The 18,844-nt window shown below is 62.3% G+C and carries 19 protein-coding genes; 13 read left to right on the top strand and 6 right to left on the bottom strand.

Features of this window, described 5'->3' with window-relative positions; translation table 11 throughout:
• Positions 1–27: 27 nt before the first annotated feature.
• The 3 genes from HOP58_RS01025 (at position 28) to HOP58_RS01015 (ending at position 1,691) form a co-directional block, all read left to right on the top strand.
• On the top strand, positions 28–330 hold the full coding sequence (locus tag HOP58_RS01025) for a hypothetical protein (RefSeq protein ID WP_234259264.1): 303 nt from the start codon (positions 28–30) through the stop codon (positions 328–330).
• Positions 331–360: 30 nt separating this feature from the next.
• Positions 361–1,059, top strand: a complete 699-nt coding sequence (locus tag HOP58_RS01020; protein ID WP_010625984.1) for a C39 family peptidase — start codon at positions 361–363, stop codon at positions 1,057–1,059.
• 212 nt (positions 1,060–1,271) lie between these two features.
• Complete coding sequence (locus tag HOP58_RS01015; RefSeq protein WP_234259262.1) at positions 1,272–1,691, top strand: hypothetical protein; 420 nt, start codon at positions 1,272–1,274, stop codon at positions 1,689–1,691.
• Positions 1,692–1,769: 78 nt separating this feature from the next.
• Here HOP58_RS01015 and HOP58_RS01010 read toward each other — a convergent pair whose 3' ends face one another.
• The 3 genes from HOP58_RS01010 to HOP58_RS01000 form a co-directional block, all read right to left on the bottom strand.
• On the bottom strand, positions 1,770–2,864 hold the full coding sequence (locus HOP58_RS01010) for a transporter (RefSeq protein ID WP_234259260.1): 1,095 nt from the start codon (positions 2,862–2,864) through the stop codon (positions 1,770–1,772).
• A gap of 43 nt (positions 2,865–2,907) precedes the next feature.
• Positions 2,908–4,203 carry a sigma-54 dependent transcriptional regulator gene (locus HOP58_RS01005; RefSeq protein WP_234259258.1) on the bottom strand — a complete coding sequence of 432 codons (1,296 nt, stop codon included), beginning with the start codon at positions 4,201–4,203 and terminating at the stop codon, positions 2,908–2,910.
• Between the two features lie 107 nt (positions 4,204–4,310).
• Positions 4,311–4,979 (bottom strand): LuxR C-terminal-related transcriptional regulator, encoded by a 669-nt coding sequence (locus HOP58_RS01000; RefSeq protein WP_234259257.1) that lies wholly within the window; start codon positions 4,977–4,979, stop codon positions 4,311–4,313.
• Positions 4,980–5,489: 510 nt separating this feature from the next.
• On the opposite strand from HOP58_RS01000, the gene HOP58_RS00995 reads away from it, so the two are divergent.
• The 6 genes from HOP58_RS00995 to HOP58_RS00970 all read left to right on the top strand — a co-directional run bounded on the left by HOP58_RS00995 (position 5,490) and on the right by HOP58_RS00970 (position 10,361).
• Complete coding sequence (locus HOP58_RS00995; RefSeq protein WP_234259255.1) at positions 5,490–5,861, top strand: hypothetical protein; 372 nt, start codon at positions 5,490–5,492, stop codon at positions 5,859–5,861.
• Between the two features lie 5 nt (positions 5,862–5,866).
• Positions 5,867–6,544, top strand: a complete 678-nt coding sequence (locus HOP58_RS00990) for a hypothetical protein (RefSeq protein ID WP_234259253.1) — start codon at positions 5,867–5,869, stop codon at positions 6,542–6,544.
• 57 nt (positions 6,545–6,601) lie between these two features.
• A complete protein-coding gene (locus HOP58_RS00985; RefSeq protein ID WP_010625991.1) occupies positions 6,602–7,501 on the top strand; it encodes a hypothetical protein in 900 nt (299 codons plus the stop codon).
• An 88-nt stretch (positions 7,502–7,589) separates the two neighbouring features.
• A complete protein-coding gene (locus HOP58_RS00980; RefSeq protein WP_234259251.1) occupies positions 7,590–8,288 on the top strand; it encodes a C39 family peptidase in 699 nt (232 codons plus the stop codon).
• Positions 8,289–8,327: 39 nt separating this feature from the next.
• A complete protein-coding gene (locus tag HOP58_RS00975) occupies positions 8,328–9,128 on the top strand; it encodes a hypothetical protein (protein WP_234259249.1) in 801 nt (266 codons plus the stop codon).
• 150 nt (positions 9,129–9,278) lie between these two features.
• Entirely contained in the window at positions 9,279–10,361 is a 1,083-nt protein-coding gene (locus HOP58_RS00970) for a transporter (protein ID WP_141638480.1), read from the top strand.
• Between the two features lie 55 nt (positions 10,362–10,416).
• Here HOP58_RS00970 and HOP58_RS00965 read toward each other — a convergent pair whose 3' ends face one another.
• Positions 10,417–11,790: a sigma-54 dependent transcriptional regulator gene (locus HOP58_RS00965; protein ID WP_234259248.1), complete on the bottom strand. Its 1,374-nt coding sequence runs from the start codon at positions 11,788–11,790 to the stop codon at positions 10,417–10,419.
• 412 nt (positions 11,791–12,202) lie between these two features.
• On the opposite strand from HOP58_RS00965, the gene rdgB reads away from it, so the two are divergent.
• The 4 genes from rdgB to rlmJ all read left to right on the top strand — a co-directional run bounded on the left by rdgB (position 12,203) and on the right by rlmJ (position 15,656).
• Positions 12,203–12,814: an RdgB/HAM1 family non-canonical purine NTP pyrophosphatase gene (gene rdgB, locus HOP58_RS00960; protein ID WP_026037809.1), complete on the top strand. Its 612-nt coding sequence runs from the start codon at positions 12,203–12,205 to the stop codon at positions 12,812–12,814.
• Positions 12,814–14,013 (top strand): radical SAM family heme chaperone HemW, encoded by a 1,200-nt coding sequence (gene hemW, locus HOP58_RS00955; protein ID WP_234259246.1) that lies wholly within the window; start codon positions 12,814–12,816, stop codon positions 14,011–14,013. Before rdgB ends, hemW begins: the two co-directional genes overlap by 1 nt.
• A gap of 28 nt (positions 14,014–14,041) precedes the next feature.
• On the top strand, positions 14,042–14,719 hold the full coding sequence (locus HOP58_RS00950; RefSeq protein ID WP_086510203.1) for an OmpA family protein: 678 nt from the start codon (positions 14,042–14,044) through the stop codon (positions 14,717–14,719).
• Between the two features lie 91 nt (positions 14,720–14,810).
• A complete protein-coding gene (gene rlmJ / locus HOP58_RS00945; RefSeq protein WP_234259245.1) occupies positions 14,811–15,656 on the top strand; it encodes a 23S rRNA (adenine(2030)-N(6))-methyltransferase RlmJ in 846 nt (281 codons plus the stop codon).
• 25 nt (positions 15,657–15,681) lie between these two features.
• On the opposite strand, the gene mnmE is transcribed toward rlmJ, so the two are convergent.
• Both mnmE and yidC read right to left on the bottom strand, forming a co-directional pair.
• A complete protein-coding gene (gene mnmE / locus HOP58_RS00940; protein ID WP_234253398.1) occupies positions 15,682–17,052 on the bottom strand; it encodes a tRNA uridine-5-carboxymethylaminomethyl(34) synthesis GTPase MnmE in 1,371 nt (456 codons plus the stop codon).
• A 76-nt stretch (positions 17,053–17,128) separates the two neighbouring features.
• Positions 17,129–18,814 (bottom strand): membrane protein insertase YidC, encoded by a 1,686-nt coding sequence (yidC, locus tag HOP58_RS00935; RefSeq protein ID WP_026037811.1) that lies wholly within the window; start codon positions 18,812–18,814, stop codon positions 17,129–17,131.
• Positions 18,815–18,844 lie beyond the last annotated feature (30 nt).

The raw sequence follows: 18,844 nt of genomic DNA, 5'->3' as shown, positions 1-18,844 counted from the left end.
CTGTTAGGACTGGGGGGGGCCTGTTCCATGACACTGGCGGATGTGCGAGCGACAGGGTTCGCCGAGCTGCAGCACATCGACGCCAGTGAGCTCGAATCCATCTCGGGCAGAGAGGGTTTCCGCGATCTGGTGAACGTACAGAGCATTCAGAACCTGGAGTCGGCGGCAAAGGGAGCGTCCTTCACGGCCGATACCATCGTCTCGGGCAATATCACCATCGAGGCCAATGCCATGGACAGAATCTCGGGCATCACCTTGATGAATCTCATGACGGGGCATGCCAATGCCGTCTCGACGGGAGTCAGCATCAGTATCTACGCCCCCCAGTAGGGGCGCGAGACGACAAGGGGAGGAAGGACCATGCGCTGGCTGAGCGTGCCGTCATTGTGTCTCGTCACACTGCTGCAGGCCTTGCCGTCACAGGCGGGGGTGACGATAGCGCTGAATGGCGGCTTCGGTTCGCTGACGGTTCCTGCCAGGAGCCATCAGGAGATGCGCTGGGACGGTGTCGTCGCCCAGCAGTATGACTACAGCTGTGGCGCGGCATCGGTCGCCACGCTGCTCACCTACCACTACGACAGACCTACCACCGAGGCCGAGGTATTCGAGGCGATGATCCATGCCGGCGAGGTGGAGCACATCAAGGAGCACGGCTTCTCCATGCTCGACATGAAGCGCTACCTGGATGCCCAGGGACTGCAATCGGACGGTTTTCGCGTCGGGCTCGACGATCTGGCTCGCATCGGGATTCCCGCCATCACACTGATCAACACTGGAGGTTACCGCCATTTCGTCGTCATCAAGGGTATGGACGAAGGCGCTGTGCTGGTGGGTGACCCCGCGGTGGGCACCGTAGCAGTGCCGAAGGACCACTTCGAGTCGATCTGGAGCGGCCTGGTACTGGGTGCGCGAGCCGAAACGGAAATTGCCAGAGCCAACTTCAACCATGAGCGTGACTGGCAGATCCGCCCATCGGCTCCCGTCGGCAAGGGTATCGGTCGTGCCGACGTGGCCTCGATGCTGCTGCAGCTGCCCGCCATCAATGAACTGGGACGATAGAGATGAAAGCACGCCGACTCCCAAGGGAGACGCAAGTCCGTCAACCGTTTTGCGCTGCCGCATCTCGCGCTCTCGGCTGGATATGCATCGCCTCGCTGTGGGCAGCCAGTCCTGCGCTTCAGGCGACCGACTTCTCTTTCTCTTACCTGCAGCCTCTCGAAGAGGCGGAGCTCGAGGAGCTGAGAGGCGGCTTTCAGCTGGCAGGGCTCGACATGAGTTTCGGTGCCACGCTGCAGACCCTAGTCGACAACGTGCGCATGGATACCGTCTTCGTCATCCATCCCACCGGGGCGGAGATGGTGTCGCAGACCGTCAGTCAGCAGGGCACGATCGAAGGCCAGGTGGTCAGTCGGGTAGGCCAGGGTAGCGGCAGTACTATCATGGAACTGACACCGAACGGTATCAATCTGGTCGGCATGAAAGATCTTTCCGGGCTGGTGGTGAACGATACCAAGGGCTTTACCTCGGTATTCCACTCGGTCACTAAGAACGCCATCCTCGGCAGTGTGGTCAGCGATGCCTCGGAGCGGGACATCCAGCAGCGGCTCGATATTGGCGTGCAGATCAACAACCTGCCCGCGCTGCGGGTGGCGCAGCAGCGTCATGCCATTACCGAATCCTTGGCACGCTGAATGCTATCTGGGCGATAACGTGGATCGGTGCCCGGCACCGACCCACGTTTCCGACCCACATTTCCCACATGCTCGCGTCTACCATCTCGCCAAGGCGTTGGTGCCGAAAGGTACCCGCAGGGTCAGCACGGTATTTGGCGCGTCGTCGGTGACGCCCAGCTCAAGCCCCAGATTGACCGAGACGTCCGGGTTGATCTGGTAGGACCAGCCCAGCAGCAGCGAGCCGACGTTCAGCGTGCGTGAGCTCAAGGTAGCTCTTCCATTGTCATCGAAATATTCCGTTTTGGTTCTGTCGATAAAGTCGTTCTTGAAGCCCAGGGTGAAGGAGGCGCGCGGATTGATGGCGTAGGCCATGCCGAAGCTGAGCCGCACCGCATCGCCCGGATCCACCTTGCCGATCCATAGCTCATCGGACACTTGTTTATTGACGGTATCACTCATGTTGTAGAGATAGCCGAGATTGGCGAAGAACACTGCCGGGTCGGAGGGGAACAGCGCCGTGATGCTGGGTTCGATGGCGTGGAAACCGGAGCCGGTGGCCAGCTCCTGTTCGATGCCTTGCGAGTCCCGGGCGATATCGAAGGGGCCGTCTCCGGTGACGCTCTTGTAGCGCAGGTTGCCGACGAAGAAGGGCCAGCCACCTTGGCCGCGGTTGAGCTGGTAGCGGGCGGTGAGCTCGATATCCCCGAGTCCGTTGCCCGACAGATCTCGTTCGATCTCAGGGCTCTGGTTTTCGATCGTAGGCACAGTGGCTGTAAGCGTATCGTCGCGATAGACGTAGGGCACCCTGAGCTCCAGCTCCAGCCGGTCGGTGACGCCCAGGCGGCCGGTCAGGGCGGCCGTCCAGATGTCGCGCTCTGCCTCCTCGGCGCTGAACACCCCGATCAACAGGGTGCTGAGGATCTCGATGCCGCGAAACGTCAGTCGGTTGACCCCCGAGTGGGAGTACTGCAGGGAGGGCTCGATGACCAGGCGGCCGCGTGGTGTCAGCACGCCGCCGATATCGGCGATGGCCTGCACTTCGGGCTGCTGCGGCTGCTCCGCCACCGGCGCCTGGCCCACTGGGGAGGTGATACCAGCGGGTGCAGCCGTTTCCTGGGAGGCCACGGTTTGTGACAAGGCCAGTCCCAGGCCAGTTGCGGCGGACAACAGTATGGCTGTTCTTGTGCTCATGATTTCGTTTCCCTTGATGCCTGGTTCCAAGGAACCGTTGTGATTAGGGCCGTTCGTCAAGGCGCTGGATGTCGTACTTGTCCATCAGGCGGTACAGCGTGACGCGAGAGACCCCTAACTCCCGCGATGCGCGCGCGATGTTGTGACGACTTCTCTTGAGGGCGTTGACGATGGTGGTGCGTTCCGCCTGTTGGCGTATTTCCTCCAAGGTTGCCGGTTGGCGTGGACGGTCCGGTTTGCCGATAGGGAGGTCCGCGGCTTCGATGTATGGCGTATCTGACATGAGCATGGCGCGACACACGGTGTTCATCAGCTCACGGATGTTGCCCGGCCAGTCATGCTCGTGAAGCAGGCGCATGGCCTGGGGACTGATGCCCACCAGGCCGGGCGGTCGGTATTGCTTGAAGCGTTCGAAGAAGAGTTCGACCAGCGGCTCGAGATCCTGCTTGCGCTCACGCAGCGGTGGCATCCTGATTTCGAGCACGTTCAGGCGGTAGAAGAGGTCATGCCGGAAACGGCCCTCCTCTGCCAGCAACGGCACGTCTCGGTTGGAGGCGGCAATGATGCGCACGTCTATGGGGGTTTCCCGGTGGCTGCCCAGGCGCGAGATGCTGCCGCTCTCGATGAAGCGCAGAAAATTGGCCTGCAGGTCATAAGGAAGCTCGCTGATTTCATCCAGGAACAGGGTGCCACTCGACGCGGCCTCGATCTTTCCCATGCGGCGGCTGTGGGCGTCGGTGAAGGCTCCCTTCTCGTAGCCGAACAGTTCGGACTGGATCAGATTGGGAGGAATCGCACCGCAGTTGACGGCAATGAAGGGGGCCTTGGCACGAGCGGACAGTTCATGGACCGCTCTTGCCGCAAGCTCCTTGCCGGTCCCCGATTCACCGGTGATGAATACCGGCGCATCGACGCCGGCGACGACCTGGATCTGCTCTATGACGCGACGCATGCATGGTGCGCGGCTGATCATTTTCTTGCCGGCCACCTGAAGCGACGAATGTTTCATTGCGATGGCGGCTATGGCGTGCCGCCTGACGATATGCAGCAGCAGGCAGTGCAAGCCGGGAAGATCGTCGGGCGTGTGCACACTGTGAAACAGCTTTCCCAGAGCGTGCCTAACACTCGGATGCGTGGAGCGCTGGGGGTCGATCAATGCCACCCACTCGAAGTCGCTCGCGACAATGAGTCTTTCCACCGCTGGCAGGGCATCAGGGGTGTCGTTCTCGATATACAGGAGCCCGGCGCGGAAGACCGTTGCCGGACTGAGCTGGCCTGCTGTCTCGGGATTCTCACATAGCGTTACGCTGTAGCCATGAGCGCTCAGTGCGTCCAGCATGTCCCGGGATCTGGCAGGTATCCGATCCACCAGTATGACGTGAGGGTGCATCTCCATGGACCATGTTCCTTTCGGTGCGCTCCTGTGGGTAATCGCGCCTGGTCATATCAATGCCTGATCTCGCGCTTGTAGCTGGGGGGAACGCTGAACAGGTTACGTCGAGCCCAATTCATGGCCTGCAGCCGGTTGTGCACCTTGATTTTCCTGAAAATGTTGTAGAGATGGGATTTCACCGTATGCTCGCTGACGAACAGCTTTTCGGCGATTTCCGCATTGGTGGCGCCGGTGCCGAGCAGGCCGATGATCTCCAGCTCACGCTGTGTCAGGCCGCAGGCCGGCCGGTACGAATTCATCTGCTGGCGCCGCAGCAACTGGATCATGCGTGACATTAGCGCGCGGGACATCCACAGGCTACCGCTCTGCAGGGCCTCGATTCCCTTGCAGATCAGCTCGACGCTGTCGTTGCGGTAGAAGATCCCCTGGAGATTGAGTGATGAGAGCAGCTCTACGGCATGGTCTTCGCCGCGGACATTGAAAGCGGCCAGACTGATATTGTCTTTACCATCCACTGCTGCCTGCCATTTTTGCATGCCGGCTTCGCTCAGATGATCCAGGTCGAGAATCACCAGAATGTTGTCCTCCGACAGGGCTGGCATGGCTTCCGTTTCGGTGGCCGTCACCGCGTGCCCCAGCTGTTGCTGAAGGTGCTCGATGAACAGCTTGGACTGGGGATTGATATCGGTTACGAGCAGGATTTGAGACTGCTGGCTGGCCATTGTTCCTACCCTCCCTTGCATTCGTTTTTTTAAATGTAAAAAAATGTAATCATTAGTCCGTCTCTGGAGTCTCGGACAAAAAATGGGAATGCGTTAATACGTTTTTTGCATTGCGTTATAAAGACTTATTCCATTTGGATTTAACGTTTCATACTCCTTACAGCGTGGCGATCAGTCGATCAGCCGGCCTACCTCTACCGAAGCCACCTTTTCACCCATTGATTGGTAAGAAATATTCTTTTCTATCAGCGGCTTGCAAAGCACTTGCCCATGTCGTTCCACTGGCTTGTTAAGCCAGGTTTCCAGTTGTCGTTTTTTGTCAGTAGCACTAGAGCCATGCATGTGGTCTGGCTCATATCACCTCTTTTCCACAGAGGTTTCTCAGACCCCGTTTCTTTTTGGTTACACCCTCCTTTTGCACCGATTCAGCATAGTCCATTTAAAACAACAGGTTATGGTTTTGGCATGGTCTTTGCCCGGTACTAGATGAGCCACGCTGAGGATGAATCGATGAACACTCGCAACGCCGTCAAAGCCAGCACCGGAGAAGCGCAGCGACAGCGCCCGATGGGTAAGCACGCCATGCTGGCCGCTCTTTTCTTCGGCGTGGCCTGGTGTGTCCCTGCCGCCGCCCTGGGGGAAGGTGAGGCTTTCCTCGCCGAGGAAACGAGAACCGCTGCCTGGCAGGAGTTGGATGCGGTTCATCTCGATGACGTACGTGGACGCTATGTCCCTTCCTCGGAACTCGAGCTGGATCAGCCGTGGGGGGTGGTGCTCTGGGACGAGAGAGGTGGCGGCCCCAAGAGCGGCTCTGGCGGACGGCAGACGGAGGCCGGGAACAATCAGCAACGCCAATCCATGCGTACCGAGACGATCAGGTGAGCTTCATGCCTTACTTCGAGACGGCAGCAACACGCCATACGAAGCGTCGCGTGTTAGGCGCGAAGGCCGCTTCGCTGGTGCTGGGCGCCATGACGCTCTTACCACCCGTGCACTCATTCGCTCAGGAGGGTGAAGTACGCCATCAGGTCTTTACCACTACCTACAGTGCGGCCAGCTCGATCAGTGGCAATGCGCTGAGCGGCGTCACCGGCGCGGTCAACGTCAATATCGCCTCGGGCGATCGCAACCTGCAGAGCAATTCCGGAGCCATTGCCATCGGCTCCAACGCGCTCGCCAACAATATCGTGGTTCAGCAGATAACCGGAGACAGCGCCCTCGAGCCCGATCGGGCCAGCGTACGGATCGGGGACAACGCCCTGAGCCAGTCCGCTGGCTGGATATCCGTGAATCAGGCGGCGGGGGCACAGAATGTCCAGAGCAACACCTTGAGTGTGGCCCTGGGCGTGCGGGGAAGTTCACTGACCAGTGAGAATCTCAGTCAGGTGCTTTCCGGTGGCAGCGGGCAGGAACAAGGCTCGGACGACTCCCGCTCGTCGCGGCGCGACGTCGAGGTGGAAACCTCGGCCTTCCGTGGCACGACGGGTGTGGTTCAAGTCAACCAGTCCGCAGGAAGGGGCAATGCGTCCAGCAACAGTTTCCGCTTCAGGATGGGGCAGAACTGAGCGGCGTAGTTGCCATTACAACCTCGCAAACCATTGGTTCATTCAGGAGTACTCTCAATGACGACTTTCAAGAAAGCACCCATTGCCATCGCGGTTACTGCTCTGCTTGCCTCTGGCGCAGCGTTAGCTCAAGAGGCGGAGCCGAACTTCTGGAACCCCGGCCCAGGTGGCGGCGATGAAGCCCAGGAAGGCTATTCTGCCAGCAGCAGCATCACTTCAACCGTCAACAACAGCAAGGACGTCAGCATCGAGCACGATGCCAGCTTCTCCAGCGATATCGAAGTCGAGGGCGGTCTCTATCTCTACGACTTCGAGAGCTACGCCGGCGCAACCGTCGATAGCAAGCAGCTCAACGAAGGCAATACGGTCAACAACGCCAGCACCGAGAACCGGGCCAACCTCAGCGGCGGTGCCTTCCAGGGAGCCAGCGGCAACATCGGCGCCAACGTGGCCGGCGGCGACAACAACCAGCAGGCCAACGATGCGGCACTGGCGGCTTCCGATGCCAACCAGGTGTTCGCTCGCGCTTCCAACTTCTCCTTCCAGTCCTCTTCCGACAATGCGGCGAGCAATGCCGGCACCTCCAATTCTGCCGGCGTGAGTGGCGGCGCCTTCCAAGGTGCCAGCGGCAACATTGCCGTCAACGCCGCGGCGGGTACCGGCAACGGTCAGCAGAATGCCTTCTCTGCCGCCGTGACCGAGGGCGACTCCGCCGAGGCGACTTCCGTCGGCGTACAGCAGACCTACGCCAACGTGACCGACAACGGCCTGGCGGAAGTGACCGTCGACCATGGCTGGCCCATCGGCGAGAAGACCTACGGTGGTCCGACCACGACCAATAGCGCTTACGTCAGCGGCGGTTCCTTCCAGAACGCCAGCGGCAACATCGGCGTCAGCGTCGCCAGCGGTTCCGGCAACCAGCAGCGCAACAGCCTGGCTGTGGCCGGCACTCAGTAAACGTCGCCACAGCGGATCGACGATCCGCCCAGCCGGCCCGGCAGGCGGGCCGGCTGGACCCCAACTCAAGCCATCCGAGAGACGGAAGATGCGCAATCCATTCCTTCTGTTAGCCATGTTCGGCATGGCATCGGTCGCATACTCCCAAGTCCAGGCGGCACCGGTTCAGTTCGCCGGTGTGGTGCCTGGCACGGTCGTGACCAAGGAAGTGCAGTCGATACGGGAAAGGCGTTTCGAAAATCTGGTCGAGCAGAAGACGGATTTCTCGTGTGGGGCGGCATCCCTCGCCACCATTCTCAAGTACGCCTATGGCTGGACCGACGTTACCGAGGAGACGGTGCTGGCCGGGTTGATGGAGGTGGCCGATCCCGAGCGGGTGAGAAACCTGGGGTTCTCGCTGCTCGACCTGAACAATTACGTGCAGAGCATCGGATTGCGTGGCAGGGGCTACGAGATCGGTCCCGAATCCCTCGAAGAGGTTTCGATACCCGTCATCGTCCTGCTCAACCTCGACGGCTACGAGCACTTCGTGGTGATGAAGAAGGCGCGCGGTGACAGGGTCTATATCGGCGATCCGGCGCTTGGCAACAAGGTCATGGATCGTGACGACTTTCTCGCCTCCTGGAATGACATCATCTTCGCGGTGGTAGGCGACGGTTTCGATACCTCGACGGTGCTGCTCGATCCGGCCCAGCCGTTGACCGCCCGGCGCATGACCGACGTGTTCTCCCCGGTACCCGAACAGCAGCTGCTGGATTTCGGCTTCAAGCACTCGGAAGTGTTCTGAGCCGAGCCCAACTGAGAGGTTGGCACCATGAACATCAGCATGACCCGCAAGCAAGGAATCTCGCTCTTCAGCAACATGAGCCTGATCGTTGTCGGTATCGTCGCTGGCGATGCGGCGAGCGCATCCGGCATGTCGGTCGAGTTCGAATCGCAGGCAGAGCAGCGGCAGTTTCGTCAGCTCGATGCCAGCGAGCTGGCCGACATACGCGGCCGCTACGTGCAGGGCAACAGTGTGGTGCTGTTCGGTATGGAGATGTCGACGGTGTGGCAGTCGCCGACGGGAGAGGTCTTCGAGACGCGCGCCGATCTGCAGGTCGACCTTTCCGGCGCCGCCCCGGCGGTGACTTTCACGCCCCATGTCACGGCCACTACCGATGACGCCTACCAGGAGTATATCGATGCCTCCGGCCACCAGGCGGTGGTGATCGATAGCGGTAGCGGTAATGCCACCGGGGTCGTGCAGGTGGTGCAATCGGGCGGTGATTTCAATGTGGCGGGCAACGACTTCCAGCTCGACATCAATCATGGCGACATCGGCCAGGCAGGCATCGGCAATGGCGAGACTCAACTGACCAGCGATACCGGCGTGCAGATGTCCATTCAAGGTGGGGCAAGCGGTCTGGGCATGAGCATCGTCATGCCGGGGCAGGGCGAGGTAACGCAGGGCATACACGCCGGGCGGGGGGTGCATCAGTCGGTGTCGCTGACGGGCAGTCATCAGGAAGTTCACAACTTGGCGCGAATGCAGATCCAGATGGACCGAAATATGGGGGCAAATGCACCAACGGGAGATTTGCGTAATGCCTTGGAATCGGCACGCAATCTCGAGAGAGGTTTCTGAAGCCACTTTTTATGTAACGTTTTATTTCATTTTGAATCCTTGTAAGGTGGGCCAAGCGCTAGCCCCAGAATACTTCGGCGACGCCGCCCACCCATTGCGCGTTTGCCATGTGGCTAGCATCGGTTGGACGGATTCGACAAGGGGTAACCAATGACAACACCTGAGCGCATGAGGAGTGCCATAGCACTGCCGGGTCTGCTGGCCGCCACTCTGCTGAGTACCGCTGCCCTGGCACAGAGCGCGCCCGGCCAGGTCGACGGTGAGCCGGTGCGCGAAGCGCAGCCGAGCCAGAGCGTGCGTGACGTACTGCGGGAAGAGCACACGCTCTTTTCCGATCGTCTCACCATCGAGCCGGGTATCACCTACACCTACTCGGATCGCAGCCAGCTGGCGCTGAGCGGCTTCCTGGTGCTCGATGCGATCTTTCTCGGCAATATCAGCGTCGATACCGTCGAGAGCCACACCACCACCTTCGATCTCAACCTGCGCTACGGCCTGACCAACCGACTGGAGCTGGAGCTGAATCTGCCATACGTATATCGCTCCACCACGTATCAAAGCGTAGGGGCGGGCGGGGCGACGGATCGTTACATCGAGGAGGACGTCACCCAGGGTGGGCTCGGTGACGTTCGCGGCTCGCTCTATTACCGCCTGCTGCCCGAGACGGCCACGCGCCCGGACGTGGTCTGGAACCTGGGTGTGCGCGCTCCGACCGGCAAACATCCCTACGGGATAGAGACGCGTGAGGTCGAAGGTAGTGAAGGAAACCTGACCGTGCCCGAGGAGCTGCCGACGGGCAACGGCGTGTGGGGAGTCTCGACGGGCTTGTCGGTGCTAAAGACGTTGGATCCGGCCATCATCTTCGCCAACCTGGGTTACACGTACAATTTCGAGAGAAGCTTTTCCGATATTTCCAGCGATCCGGGCGATCATCCGGGTCGGATCGACCTGGGCGATGCCTTGCGCTTCGGTTTTGGCACGGCCTTCGCGCTCAACCCTCGCTTCAGCCTGTCGATTTCCTATAGCCATCAGCATGCCTTCGAGTCGAAGCGGACCTTCGAGGGCGAGTCGCGGGAGACCCTGACCGGAAGCGGTGCCACATCCGGCGCGGTCAATCTCGGCGCCACCTATGCCATGAGCGATACCACGTCGATCGTGACCAACGTGGGCATCGGCATGACCGACGATGCCCCGGACATCACCCTGACCTTCCGCATGCCGTTCCAGATGTGAGAAGAATGCCCCGAACAGGTGACATCCAAGGTTCGGGGCATCATGGCGGGCTCGATCAGGTGGCAGTGAGAGAGATGGCTTCCTCGCCCTTGCGCCCCAGCTGGTGCTTCTCCATCAGGCGATAGAGCGTCACCCGGGATACGCCCAGCTCGTCGGCCGCTTTCTTGACCTTGTGCTTGTTGCGGCTCAAGGCACCGATCAGTGCTTCTTTTTCGGCGCTGTTGCGTGCCTCCTCCAGCGTGATGGCATGGCGGTTCGAGGTGCGCCGCTCCAGCCCCAGGTCCGCCGGCTTGATCAGCCGCTGCTCGCACATGACCATGGCACGGCGTACCCGGTTGATCAGTTCGCGGATGTTGCCCGGCCAGTGGTACTGGCGCATCAGAGCCAGCGCCTCCAGGCTGAAACCGCGAACCTTCATCGACTTCTCCTCGATGAACTTGTTGAAGAAGAAACGAGCCAGGATCTCGATGTCCTCCTGGCGTTCCCGCAACGGTGGGATATTGACCTGCAGCACATTGAGGCGATGGTAGAGATCTTCGCGAAAGCGACCCTCCTCGACGGCTTTCTCGAGATCCACATGGGTTGCCGAGAGTACCCGGACGTCGACATGGATTTCATCCAGGGCACCGATGCGCTGGATGGTCTTCTCCTCCAGGAAGCGCAGCAGGTTGACCTGCAGTTCGAGGGGGAGATCGCCGATCTCGTCGAGAAACAGCGTGCCGCCTGAGGCCGCCTCGATCTGGCCGATCTTCTGCTGGCTGGCTCCGGTGAAGGCCCCCTTTTCGTGGCCGAACAGCTCGGACTGAATCAAGCTGCTGGGTAGGGCGCCGCAGTTGACGGCAATGAAAGGCGCCGTGGCGCGCTGCGAACGTTCGTGGACGGCCCGGGCGGCGAGCTCCTTGCCCGTTCCCGACTCGCCGCTGATGAAGACCGGTGCATCGACCGAGGCGACCCGGCGTATGGTCTCGAATACCTTGTGCATGGCCGGTACGGTGCCGACCATTTCGAATTCGGCCCCTTGGGGCGCCACGGATGAAGCCTCTTCGGAACGCAGCCGCTTCATGGCCACGGCGTGCTGCATCAGACAGTCGATTTGATCGATGTCCACCGGCTCCGGCTGGTAGGCCATGAAAAGATCGCCCAGCGTTCTGCAAAGTAGCGGGTCGTCCAGCTCCGGCTCATGCAGCAGTGCCATCCACTCCATGTCCGAGCGAACGACCAGTCGCTCGACCCGCTTCAGATCGCTGATGACGCTGTCGTGCAAGCAGAAGATCCCTGCTTCGTGCTCACCTTCGACCAGCCGAGACTCCGCCTGGGCCAGCGTGCCTGCCGTGCTGACGCTCCAACCTTTATCGGTCATGCGCTCTACCAGCCGCTGCTGGCCGCTGCCCAGCGTGCCCACCATCAAGAGTCTTGCCTTGTTATCCATTGTCGCTCGTCCCTTTCGAATCCTTCGACATTGAAGCAAGCGTTGGTTTCTTTTAATTACAATTGAAATGCAATTACGACTTTTCTTTGCTTGTCTCACTCCATAAGCCAACAGGAATATTGGTTGTCTATGTTCGTAATAAAAACGCCTCTAGAATCAAAGCGTTGTTTATTTTGTAAACGGCTTTATTGCTATGCTGATGTCTCTCGTCACCTCCTGTAGCGTCAAGGACCACAGCTTGTAAAGATAGGTTACAAGAACGCTTTCAACAAGCCTCGCCAGGTATATGTGCCGAATCGATTAGCTCGCGGGTAGCGGACTTCCTATGCGTCGAATCCAGCGGTTCTGCTTCGGCCTGACTGCCGCCTCGTGTAAAATGTGCCGGAGACAACGACCTGCCCAAGGAGCCATCGTGACATCTACGGACGAACTGGTATTGGCCAGCGGTAACCCCGGCAAGATTCGGGAGTTCGGCCAGCTTTTCGCGTCCCTCGGGCTACGCATCAGACCCCAGTCCGATTTCGGCGTGGCCGACGTCGAGGAAACCGGTCTGACCTTCGTCGAAAACGCGCTGCTCAAGGCGCGCGAAGCCAGCCGGGCCAGCGGCTTGCCTGCACTGGCGGACGACTCCGGACTCGAAGTGGATGCTCTTGCGGGGCAGCCGGGCATCTACTCGGCCCGCTTTGCCGGCGAACCCAAGAGCGATCGGCGCAACAATGCCAAGCTGATCGAATCGCTGAAGGGGGTTACGGGTAGCGGCCGCAGTGCCCGCTACTGGTGTGCGCTGGTCTACCTGCGTCATGCCGACGACCCGGTGCCTCTCATCGTGCAGCGCAGCTGGGAAGGCGAGATCCTCGAGCAGCCGCGCGGCGAGGGCGGCTTCGGCTATGACCCGCTGTTCTGGCTGCCTGCGCTGGGCAAGAGCGTGGCGGAACTCGATGCCGAGGAGAAGAATCGCGTGAGCCATCGTGGCCGTGCCCTCGACGCCATGTTGGCGGCCCTGCGCGAGACGTCCCGACCCTGATGCCTGCTTCGCCTCGAGATACGCTCGGGCCACCGTTGGCGCTCTACGTCCACGTGCCCTGGTGCGTGCGCAAGTGTCCCTACTGCGACTTCAACTCCCATGGCGTGGGCCGAGATACGGACTTGCCCGAAGCGGAGTACCTGGCTGCCCTGCTTGCCGATCTCGAGGCCGATCTGCCACTGGCTGCGGGTCGCCCTCTGGTCAGCGTCTTCATTGGCGGTGGAACGCCGAGCCTGATGTCGGCCGAGTTCTATGCGCGTTTCTTCGAGGCCCTGGCGCAGCGGTTACCGCTAGCGCAGGACATCGAGATCACACTGGAAGCCAACCCCGGCACGCTGGAGCGCGGTCGCTTCCAGGGCTATCGCCAGGCCGGCATCAATCGGCTCTCGCTCGGCGTGCAGAGCTTCCAGTCGGCCCAGCTGAGCGCGCTGGGGCGCATTCACAGCGGTGACGATGCGGTGGCCGCGGTGGCGGAGGCGCGTGCCGCCGGGTTCGACAACCTCAACCTCGACCTGATGCACGGCCTTCCCGGCCAGACCCCGGAGCTGGCCCTGGCCGATCTGGAGTGTGCTCTGGCGCTGGAGCCGGAGCACCTCTCCTGGTATCAGCTCACCCTCGAGCCCAACACCGAATTCCACTCGCATCCGCCTGCTCTGCCCCATGAGGAGGTGCTGTGGGACATCCAGGACCTGGGCCACGAACGGCTCGAGGCGGCGGGCATGGCACGCTACGAGATCTCTGCCTACGCGCGGCCCGGGCGGCGCTCGCGACACAACCTCAACTACTGGCGCTTCGGTGACTACCTGGGCATCGGTGCCGGCAGCCACGGCAAGCTCAGTGTCGCCGATGGTGAGTCAGGGCGGCTGCACATCGAGCGCCGCTGGAAGACGCGCCAGCCCGAGGCCTATCTGCGGCGGCGCGAGGATCCCCGCGGCTTCGTTGCCGGTCGCAGCGAGGTCGGCGACGACGAGCTGCCGCTGGAGTTCGCCATGAATGCGCTGCGCCTCGTCGAAGGTGTTGCCATGGCGGACTGGGCGGCGCATACCGGTCGCCCGCGAACGCTGCTCGGTGAACGGCTCGTGGCGGCACGCAAAAAAGGACTTCTCGTGGAAGATGCACAAAGGCTTCAGGCTTCGCCCCAAGGTCTATTATTCTTGAACGAGCTGCTGGCGCTCGTGAGTGAAGCTGGCACAGAATGAGCTCGTTCCCCTGATCCGGAGATTGTCCATGTTCAAAGCGTCTCGACTCGTTGCCCCTCTTGCCGCTGCCATCCTGCTCGTGGGCTGTGCAACGACCGACCCCTACTCGGGCCAGACCCAGCGCTCCAGCACCATGACCGGCGCCGGAGTTGGCGCGGCCGTGGGTGCCGCCGCTGGGGCGCTCTCGGGCAGCGGCAGCACCAGCCGTCGCGATCGGGCGCTGATCGGCGCGGCCGTGGGGGCTGCGGCAGGTGCCGGTATCGGTGCCTATATGGATCGTCAGGAACAGCAGCTGCGCGAGAGCATGCGTGGCACCGGCGTCGAGGTCGAGCGTCGCGGCGACGACATCGTGCTCAACATGCCCAGCAGCGTGACCTTCGGCTTCGACTCCAGCGAGCTGACCGTGCAGGCGCGCAACGCCCTCAACGACGTGGCCAACGTGCTGACCCAGTACACCGATACCCGGGTCAACATCGCCGGTCATACCGACAGCACCGGTAGCGTCAGCTACAACCAGCGTCTCTCAGAGCGTCGCGCCGAGTCGGTGGGCAACTACCTGGCCCAGTCCGGGGTGGCACGCAATCGCCTCTACATGACCGGCTACGGCCCCAGCCAGCCGATCGCCACCAACGCCACCGAAGAGGGCCGCGCTCAGAACCGTCGCGTCGAGATCACCCTGACTCCCATCGAGTCGCAGTTCCAGTAAGCACGACGCATCCGTGGCATCGGCAGGCCCGTCATCGCTCAGATGACGGGCCTGTGCATTTTCGTTCCGTACCAGCCGAAGGCGATTCGCCATGCTCTCCTATCAGCATGCCTACCATGCCGGCAATTTCGCCGACGTTCACAAGCATCTCACCCTCCATGCGGTCATTGATCATCTGCTGCGCAAGACCTCGCCGATCACCTTCTTCGATACCCATGCCGGTCGCGGCCTCTACCCGCTGGAGGCGAGCGAGACCCAGCGCCTGGGCGAGTATCGCCACGGCGTGCTGCCGTTGTGGCAAGCGCGTGAGGCACTGAGCGACGAGCCGCTGCTGGCCGGCTGGCTGGAGGCCATCGCCGCTTTGCAGCCCAATGCCGGCCGGCTCGAACGCTACCCGGGCTCGCCCTGGTGGCTGAGCCAGCGGCTGCGGCGGGACGACCGCCTGCAGCTGTTCGAGCTGCATCCCGGTGAGCACGAACATCTGACGCAGCAGGCGTTACCGGCCAACGTGCGGCGCATCCACGCCGACGGTCTGGCGGGCTTGAGTGCCGCGCTGCCGGTGGCCACGCCCAGGGTGTGTGCCCTGCTCGACCCCAGCTATGAGCTGAAGGCCGAGTACGCCGAGGTGGCCGAGAGCGTGCTCGGCGCCATGCGCAAGGCGCGCCATGCGGTGGTGCTGGTGTGGTACCCGCTGCTGCCCGCGGCGAGGCATCTCGAACTGCTGGAGCGGCTGCGCGACGGCGGCCTGCGCAAGATCTGGCGCAGCGAACTGACGCTGCGCGAGCCGGGCGAGGAGCGCGGCATGTACGGCAGCGGCATGCTGGTGGTGAACCCGCCCTGGGGGCTGGACGAGCGCCTTGCCGCCGCCATGGCCCGGGTCACGCCGCTGCTGGGCGAGGCCAGCCGTTACCGTGCCGATTGGTGGGTGGGGGAGTAGCCTCTCTTAGCTTGCCGATGAAGGGCTACTTGCCGATACAGAAGCTGCCGAAGATCTCTCCCAGCAGGTCGTCGGCGCTGAACTCGCCGGTGATCTCTCCCAGCGCCTGTTGGGCGTCGCGCAGATCTTCCGCCAGCAGCTCGCCGGCGCCGTAGCCCGATAGCTGCTCTTCGCCGTTGGTGAGGGCTCGCTGCGCCCGGTCCAGGGCATCCAGATGGCGGCGCCGGGCCGAGAAGCGTCCTTCGGTGGTGGCGGTGAACCCCATCACCGCCTTGAGGTGCGCCTTGAGATTCTCCAGGCCTGCACCGGTGCGCGCCGACAGGCGGATCACCGGCGTGGTGTCGGCGCCGTCGAAGCCGGCCTGCTCCTGGCTGGTATCGATCTTGTTGCGCACCAGGGTCAGGCGGGTCGGATCGGGCAGGCGGGCGACGAACTCCGGCCAGATCGCCATGGGATCGGTCGCCGCGGTGGTGGTGGCATCCACCAGCAGCAGCACGCGGTCGGCCTTCTCGATCTCGGCCCAGGCCCTGGCCACGCCGATCTGTTCCACCGCGTCCGGTGTGTCGCGCAGCCCCGCGGTATCGATCACGTGCAGCGGCATGCCGTCCAGGTGAATGTGTTCGCGCAGCACGTCGCGGGTGGTACCGGCGATATCGGTGACGATGGCGGTCTCCTGCTCGGTGAGGGCATTGAGCAGGCTCGACTTGCCGGCATTGGGCCGCCCGGCGATCACCACGTTCATGCCTTCACGCATCAGCGCCCCCTGGCCGGCGGCGGTGCGCACCTCGGCGAGCTCCGCCTGCACCCCGGCGAGCATCTCGGCCACTCGGCCGTCGGCCAGGAAGTCGATTTCCTCTTCAGGAAAGTCGATGGCCGCCTCCACGTACATGCGCAGCTCGATGAGCTTGTCCACCAGGCTCGCCACCCGGCGGGAGAACTCCCCCTGCAGCGAGCGTAGGGCGTTCTCGGCGGCGCTTCTCGAGCTGGCCTCGATCAGGTCGGCGATGGCCTCGGCCTGGGCCAGGTCGAGCTTGTCGTTGAGAAAGGCGCGCTCGGAGAACTCCCCCGGCCGGGCCAGGCGGGCGCCGAGCTGAACGCAGCGCTCCAGCAGCAGATCCATGATCACCGGGCCGCCATGGCCCTGCAGCTCCAGCACGTCCTCGCCGGTGAAGGAGTGCGGCCCGGCGAAATAGAGGGCAATGCCTTCGTCGATGATGCCGGCAGCGCCGTGGAAGGGACCGTAGTGGGCGCGGCGCGGCTCCGGGCGGTGACCCACCACGGCCTCGGCAATCGTGGCGCACAGGGGGCCCGAGACGCGAATGATACCGACCCCGCCGCGCCCTGGCGGCGTGGCCAGCGCGGCGATGGTGTCCTGATGGTAGAGCCGCTCGGCCATGCGCTATTCCCTCGCTGGTAAGGCCTAAACGCCGAACCCCTGCCGAGGCAGGGGTCCAGGTAGTGCCGGGACAGGGTTACTTGGTCTTCAACCCTTTGCCGACGCTGGGGTCGTTCTCGATCTTGCGGGTGATGGCGTACTGCTGCGCGATCGAGATGATGTTGTTGACCACCCAGTAGATCACCAGGCCGGCCGGGAACCACAGGAAGAAGAAGGTGAAGACGATAGGCAGCATCTTCATGATCTTCGCCTGCATGGGGTCCGGAGGCGTCGGGTTGAGCAGTTGCTGCACGTACATCGACACGCCCATCAGGATCGGCAGGATGAAGAAGGGATCCTTCATCGACAGGTCCTGAATCCAGAACATGAAGGGCGCGTGGCGCAGCTCCACCGACTCCAGCAGCATCCAGTACAGGGCGATGAACACCGGCATCTGCACCAGGATCGGCAGACAGCCGCCCAGAGGATTGATCTTCTCCTTCTGGTAGAACTTCATCATCTCCTGGGACATCTTCTGGCGGTCGTCGCCGTACTGCTCCTTCAGGCGCTGCATCTCCGGGCCCAGCTTGCGCATGCGGGCCATCGACTTGTAGGCCTTGGCGGAGAGCGGCCACATGGCCAGCTTGACCAGGATGGTCAGGAAGACGATGGACCAGCCCCAGTTGCCCACCAGGTTATGAATCTGGTCGAGCAGCCAGAACAGCGGGTTGGCGATGAACCACAGCCAGCCGTAATCGACGGTCAGGCGCAGATGCGGGGCGACCTGCTCGAGATAGTCCTGAACCTTGGGGCCCACGTAGAGGGTGGCACCCAGGCGTGCCTCGCCGTCTGCCGCCACCGTGGTCACCGGGCCGGCGAAAGCCGCGACGTTGCGGTTACGCGAGTCGGTGGTGGCGTACTGCAGGTTCTGCTGGTTCTGGGGCGGCGCCCAGGCCGAGACGAAATAGTGCTGGATGATCGCGACCCATCCGCCCTGAACGTCTCGGTTGTTGAAGCGTCCGCGCTGGATGTCGTCGAAATCGACCTTCTGGTAGCGCTCGTCCGGCGATGAGTAGGCCGCACCCAGATAGGAGCTCATGCCCAGTGCCACGCCCGCCGAGGGGTCGGGGCTGTTGTCCCTGGCCAGTTGACCGATGAAACGGGCAGTGACCGGCGCTTCGGTGTTGTTGGCCAGGTAGTAGCTGACCTCGACCGCATAGCTGCCGCGCTCGAAGGAGAAGCGCTTGATCACATCGACGCCGTTCACTTCTCCGTGCAGGTCCACGTCCAGACGACCCTCGCCGTCGGCCAGACGATAGCTGGTGTTCTCCGCGGTGAAGCCGATGCGTCCACCGTGACCGTCCAGTTGCAGGCCCGAGCGGGCCACGTAGCTGCGCGTCTCACTGTCCGAGAGCAGCACGTAGGGGCGGTCCGAGCCCAGCGTCATGCGATGGCGGGGCAGTGCCGCATAGACGATGTCTCCCCCCTGGGGGTCGATGCGCACGTCGAGCACGTCGGTCACCACGGCGACCAGGTCGCGGGTGCTGGTCGGCTCGGCAGGTTCCGCCGGCATGTCGCCGGTCATCTCCTGCTCCGCCCTGGGGGCGGCCGGCACGGCCAACGCGTCGTCATCGGGGGCCTGCGCGTCACCGGGTGCCGGGGCGGTGATGGTGGGAGCATCTGGCTCAGGAGCAACCTGGCCATAATCCTGGTTCCACTGTACCACCAGCAGGTAGGTGAGCACGGCCAGTGGAATCAGCAATAGGAGTCGTTTTACGTCCATGAGGGTTCTGCCCGGTGGGTAGTGAACATG

Origin of the sequence: Halomonas sp. MCCC 1A11062 (assembly GCF_021404355.1) — a bacterium.
Lineage (GTDB): Bacteria > Pseudomonadota > Gammaproteobacteria > Pseudomonadales > Halomonadaceae > Halomonas > Halomonas aerodenitrificans.
The sequence above is the reverse complement of the archived record's forward strand: the minus strand, read 5'-3'. Positions and strand labels throughout refer to the sequence as shown.

Excerpts from the sequence above, each read along its gene's own strand:
- HOP58_RS00995 (WP_234259255.1), top strand. The coding sequence starts at position 5,490 with ATGAACACTCGCAACGCCGTCAAAGCCAGCACCGGAGAAGCGCAGCGA.
- HOP58_RS00980 (WP_234259251.1), top strand. The coding sequence starts at position 7,590 with ATGCGCAATCCATTCCTTCTGTTAGCCATGTTCGGCATGGCATCGGTC.
- mnmE (WP_234253398.1), bottom strand. The coding sequence starts at position 17,052 with ATGGCCGAGCGGCTCTACCATCAGGACACCATCGCCGCGCTGGCCACG.
- HOP58_RS00965 (WP_234259248.1), bottom strand. The coding sequence starts at position 11,790 with ATGGATAACAAGGCAAGACTCTTGATGGTGGGCACGCTGGGCAGCGGC.
- HOP58_RS00970 (WP_141638480.1), top strand. The coding sequence starts at position 9,279 with ATGACAACACCTGAGCGCATGAGGAGTGCCATAGCACTGCCGGGTCTG.
- hemW (WP_234259246.1), top strand. The coding sequence starts at position 12,814 with ATGCCTGCTTCGCCTCGAGATACGCTCGGGCCACCGTTGGCGCTCTAC.
- HOP58_RS01015 (WP_234259262.1), top strand. The coding sequence starts at position 1,272 with ATGAGTTTCGGTGCCACGCTGCAGACCCTAGTCGACAACGTGCGCATG.
- HOP58_RS00975 (WP_234259249.1), top strand. The coding sequence starts at position 8,328 with ATGACCCGCAAGCAAGGAATCTCGCTCTTCAGCAACATGAGCCTGATC.
- HOP58_RS00985 (WP_010625991.1), top strand. The coding sequence starts at position 6,602 with ATGACGACTTTCAAGAAAGCACCCATTGCCATCGCGGTTACTGCTCTG.
- yidC (WP_026037811.1), bottom strand. The coding sequence starts at position 18,814 with ATGGACGTAAAACGACTCCTATTGCTGATTCCACTGGCCGTGCTCACC.
- HOP58_RS00990 (WP_234259253.1), top strand. The coding sequence starts at position 5,867 with ATGCCTTACTTCGAGACGGCAGCAACACGCCATACGAAGCGTCGCGTG.
- HOP58_RS01000 (WP_234259257.1), bottom strand. The coding sequence starts at position 4,979 with ATGGCCAGCCAGCAGTCTCAAATCCTGCTCGTAACCGATATCAATCCC.
- HOP58_RS01025 (WP_234259264.1), top strand. The coding sequence starts at position 28 with ATGACACTGGCGGATGTGCGAGCGACAGGGTTCGCCGAGCTGCAGCAC.
- rlmJ (WP_234259245.1), top strand. The coding sequence starts at position 14,811 with ATGCTCTCCTATCAGCATGCCTACCATGCCGGCAATTTCGCCGACGTT.
- HOP58_RS00950 (WP_086510203.1), top strand. The coding sequence starts at position 14,042 with ATGTTCAAAGCGTCTCGACTCGTTGCCCCTCTTGCCGCTGCCATCCTG.
- HOP58_RS01010 (WP_234259260.1), bottom strand. The coding sequence starts at position 2,864 with ATGAGCACAAGAACAGCCATACTGTTGTCCGCCGCAACTGGCCTGGGA.
- HOP58_RS01005 (WP_234259258.1), bottom strand. The coding sequence starts at position 4,203 with ATGCTGGACGCACTGAGCGCTCATGGCTACAGCGTAACGCTATGTGAG.
- HOP58_RS01020 (WP_010625984.1), top strand. The coding sequence starts at position 361 with ATGCGCTGGCTGAGCGTGCCGTCATTGTGTCTCGTCACACTGCTGCAG.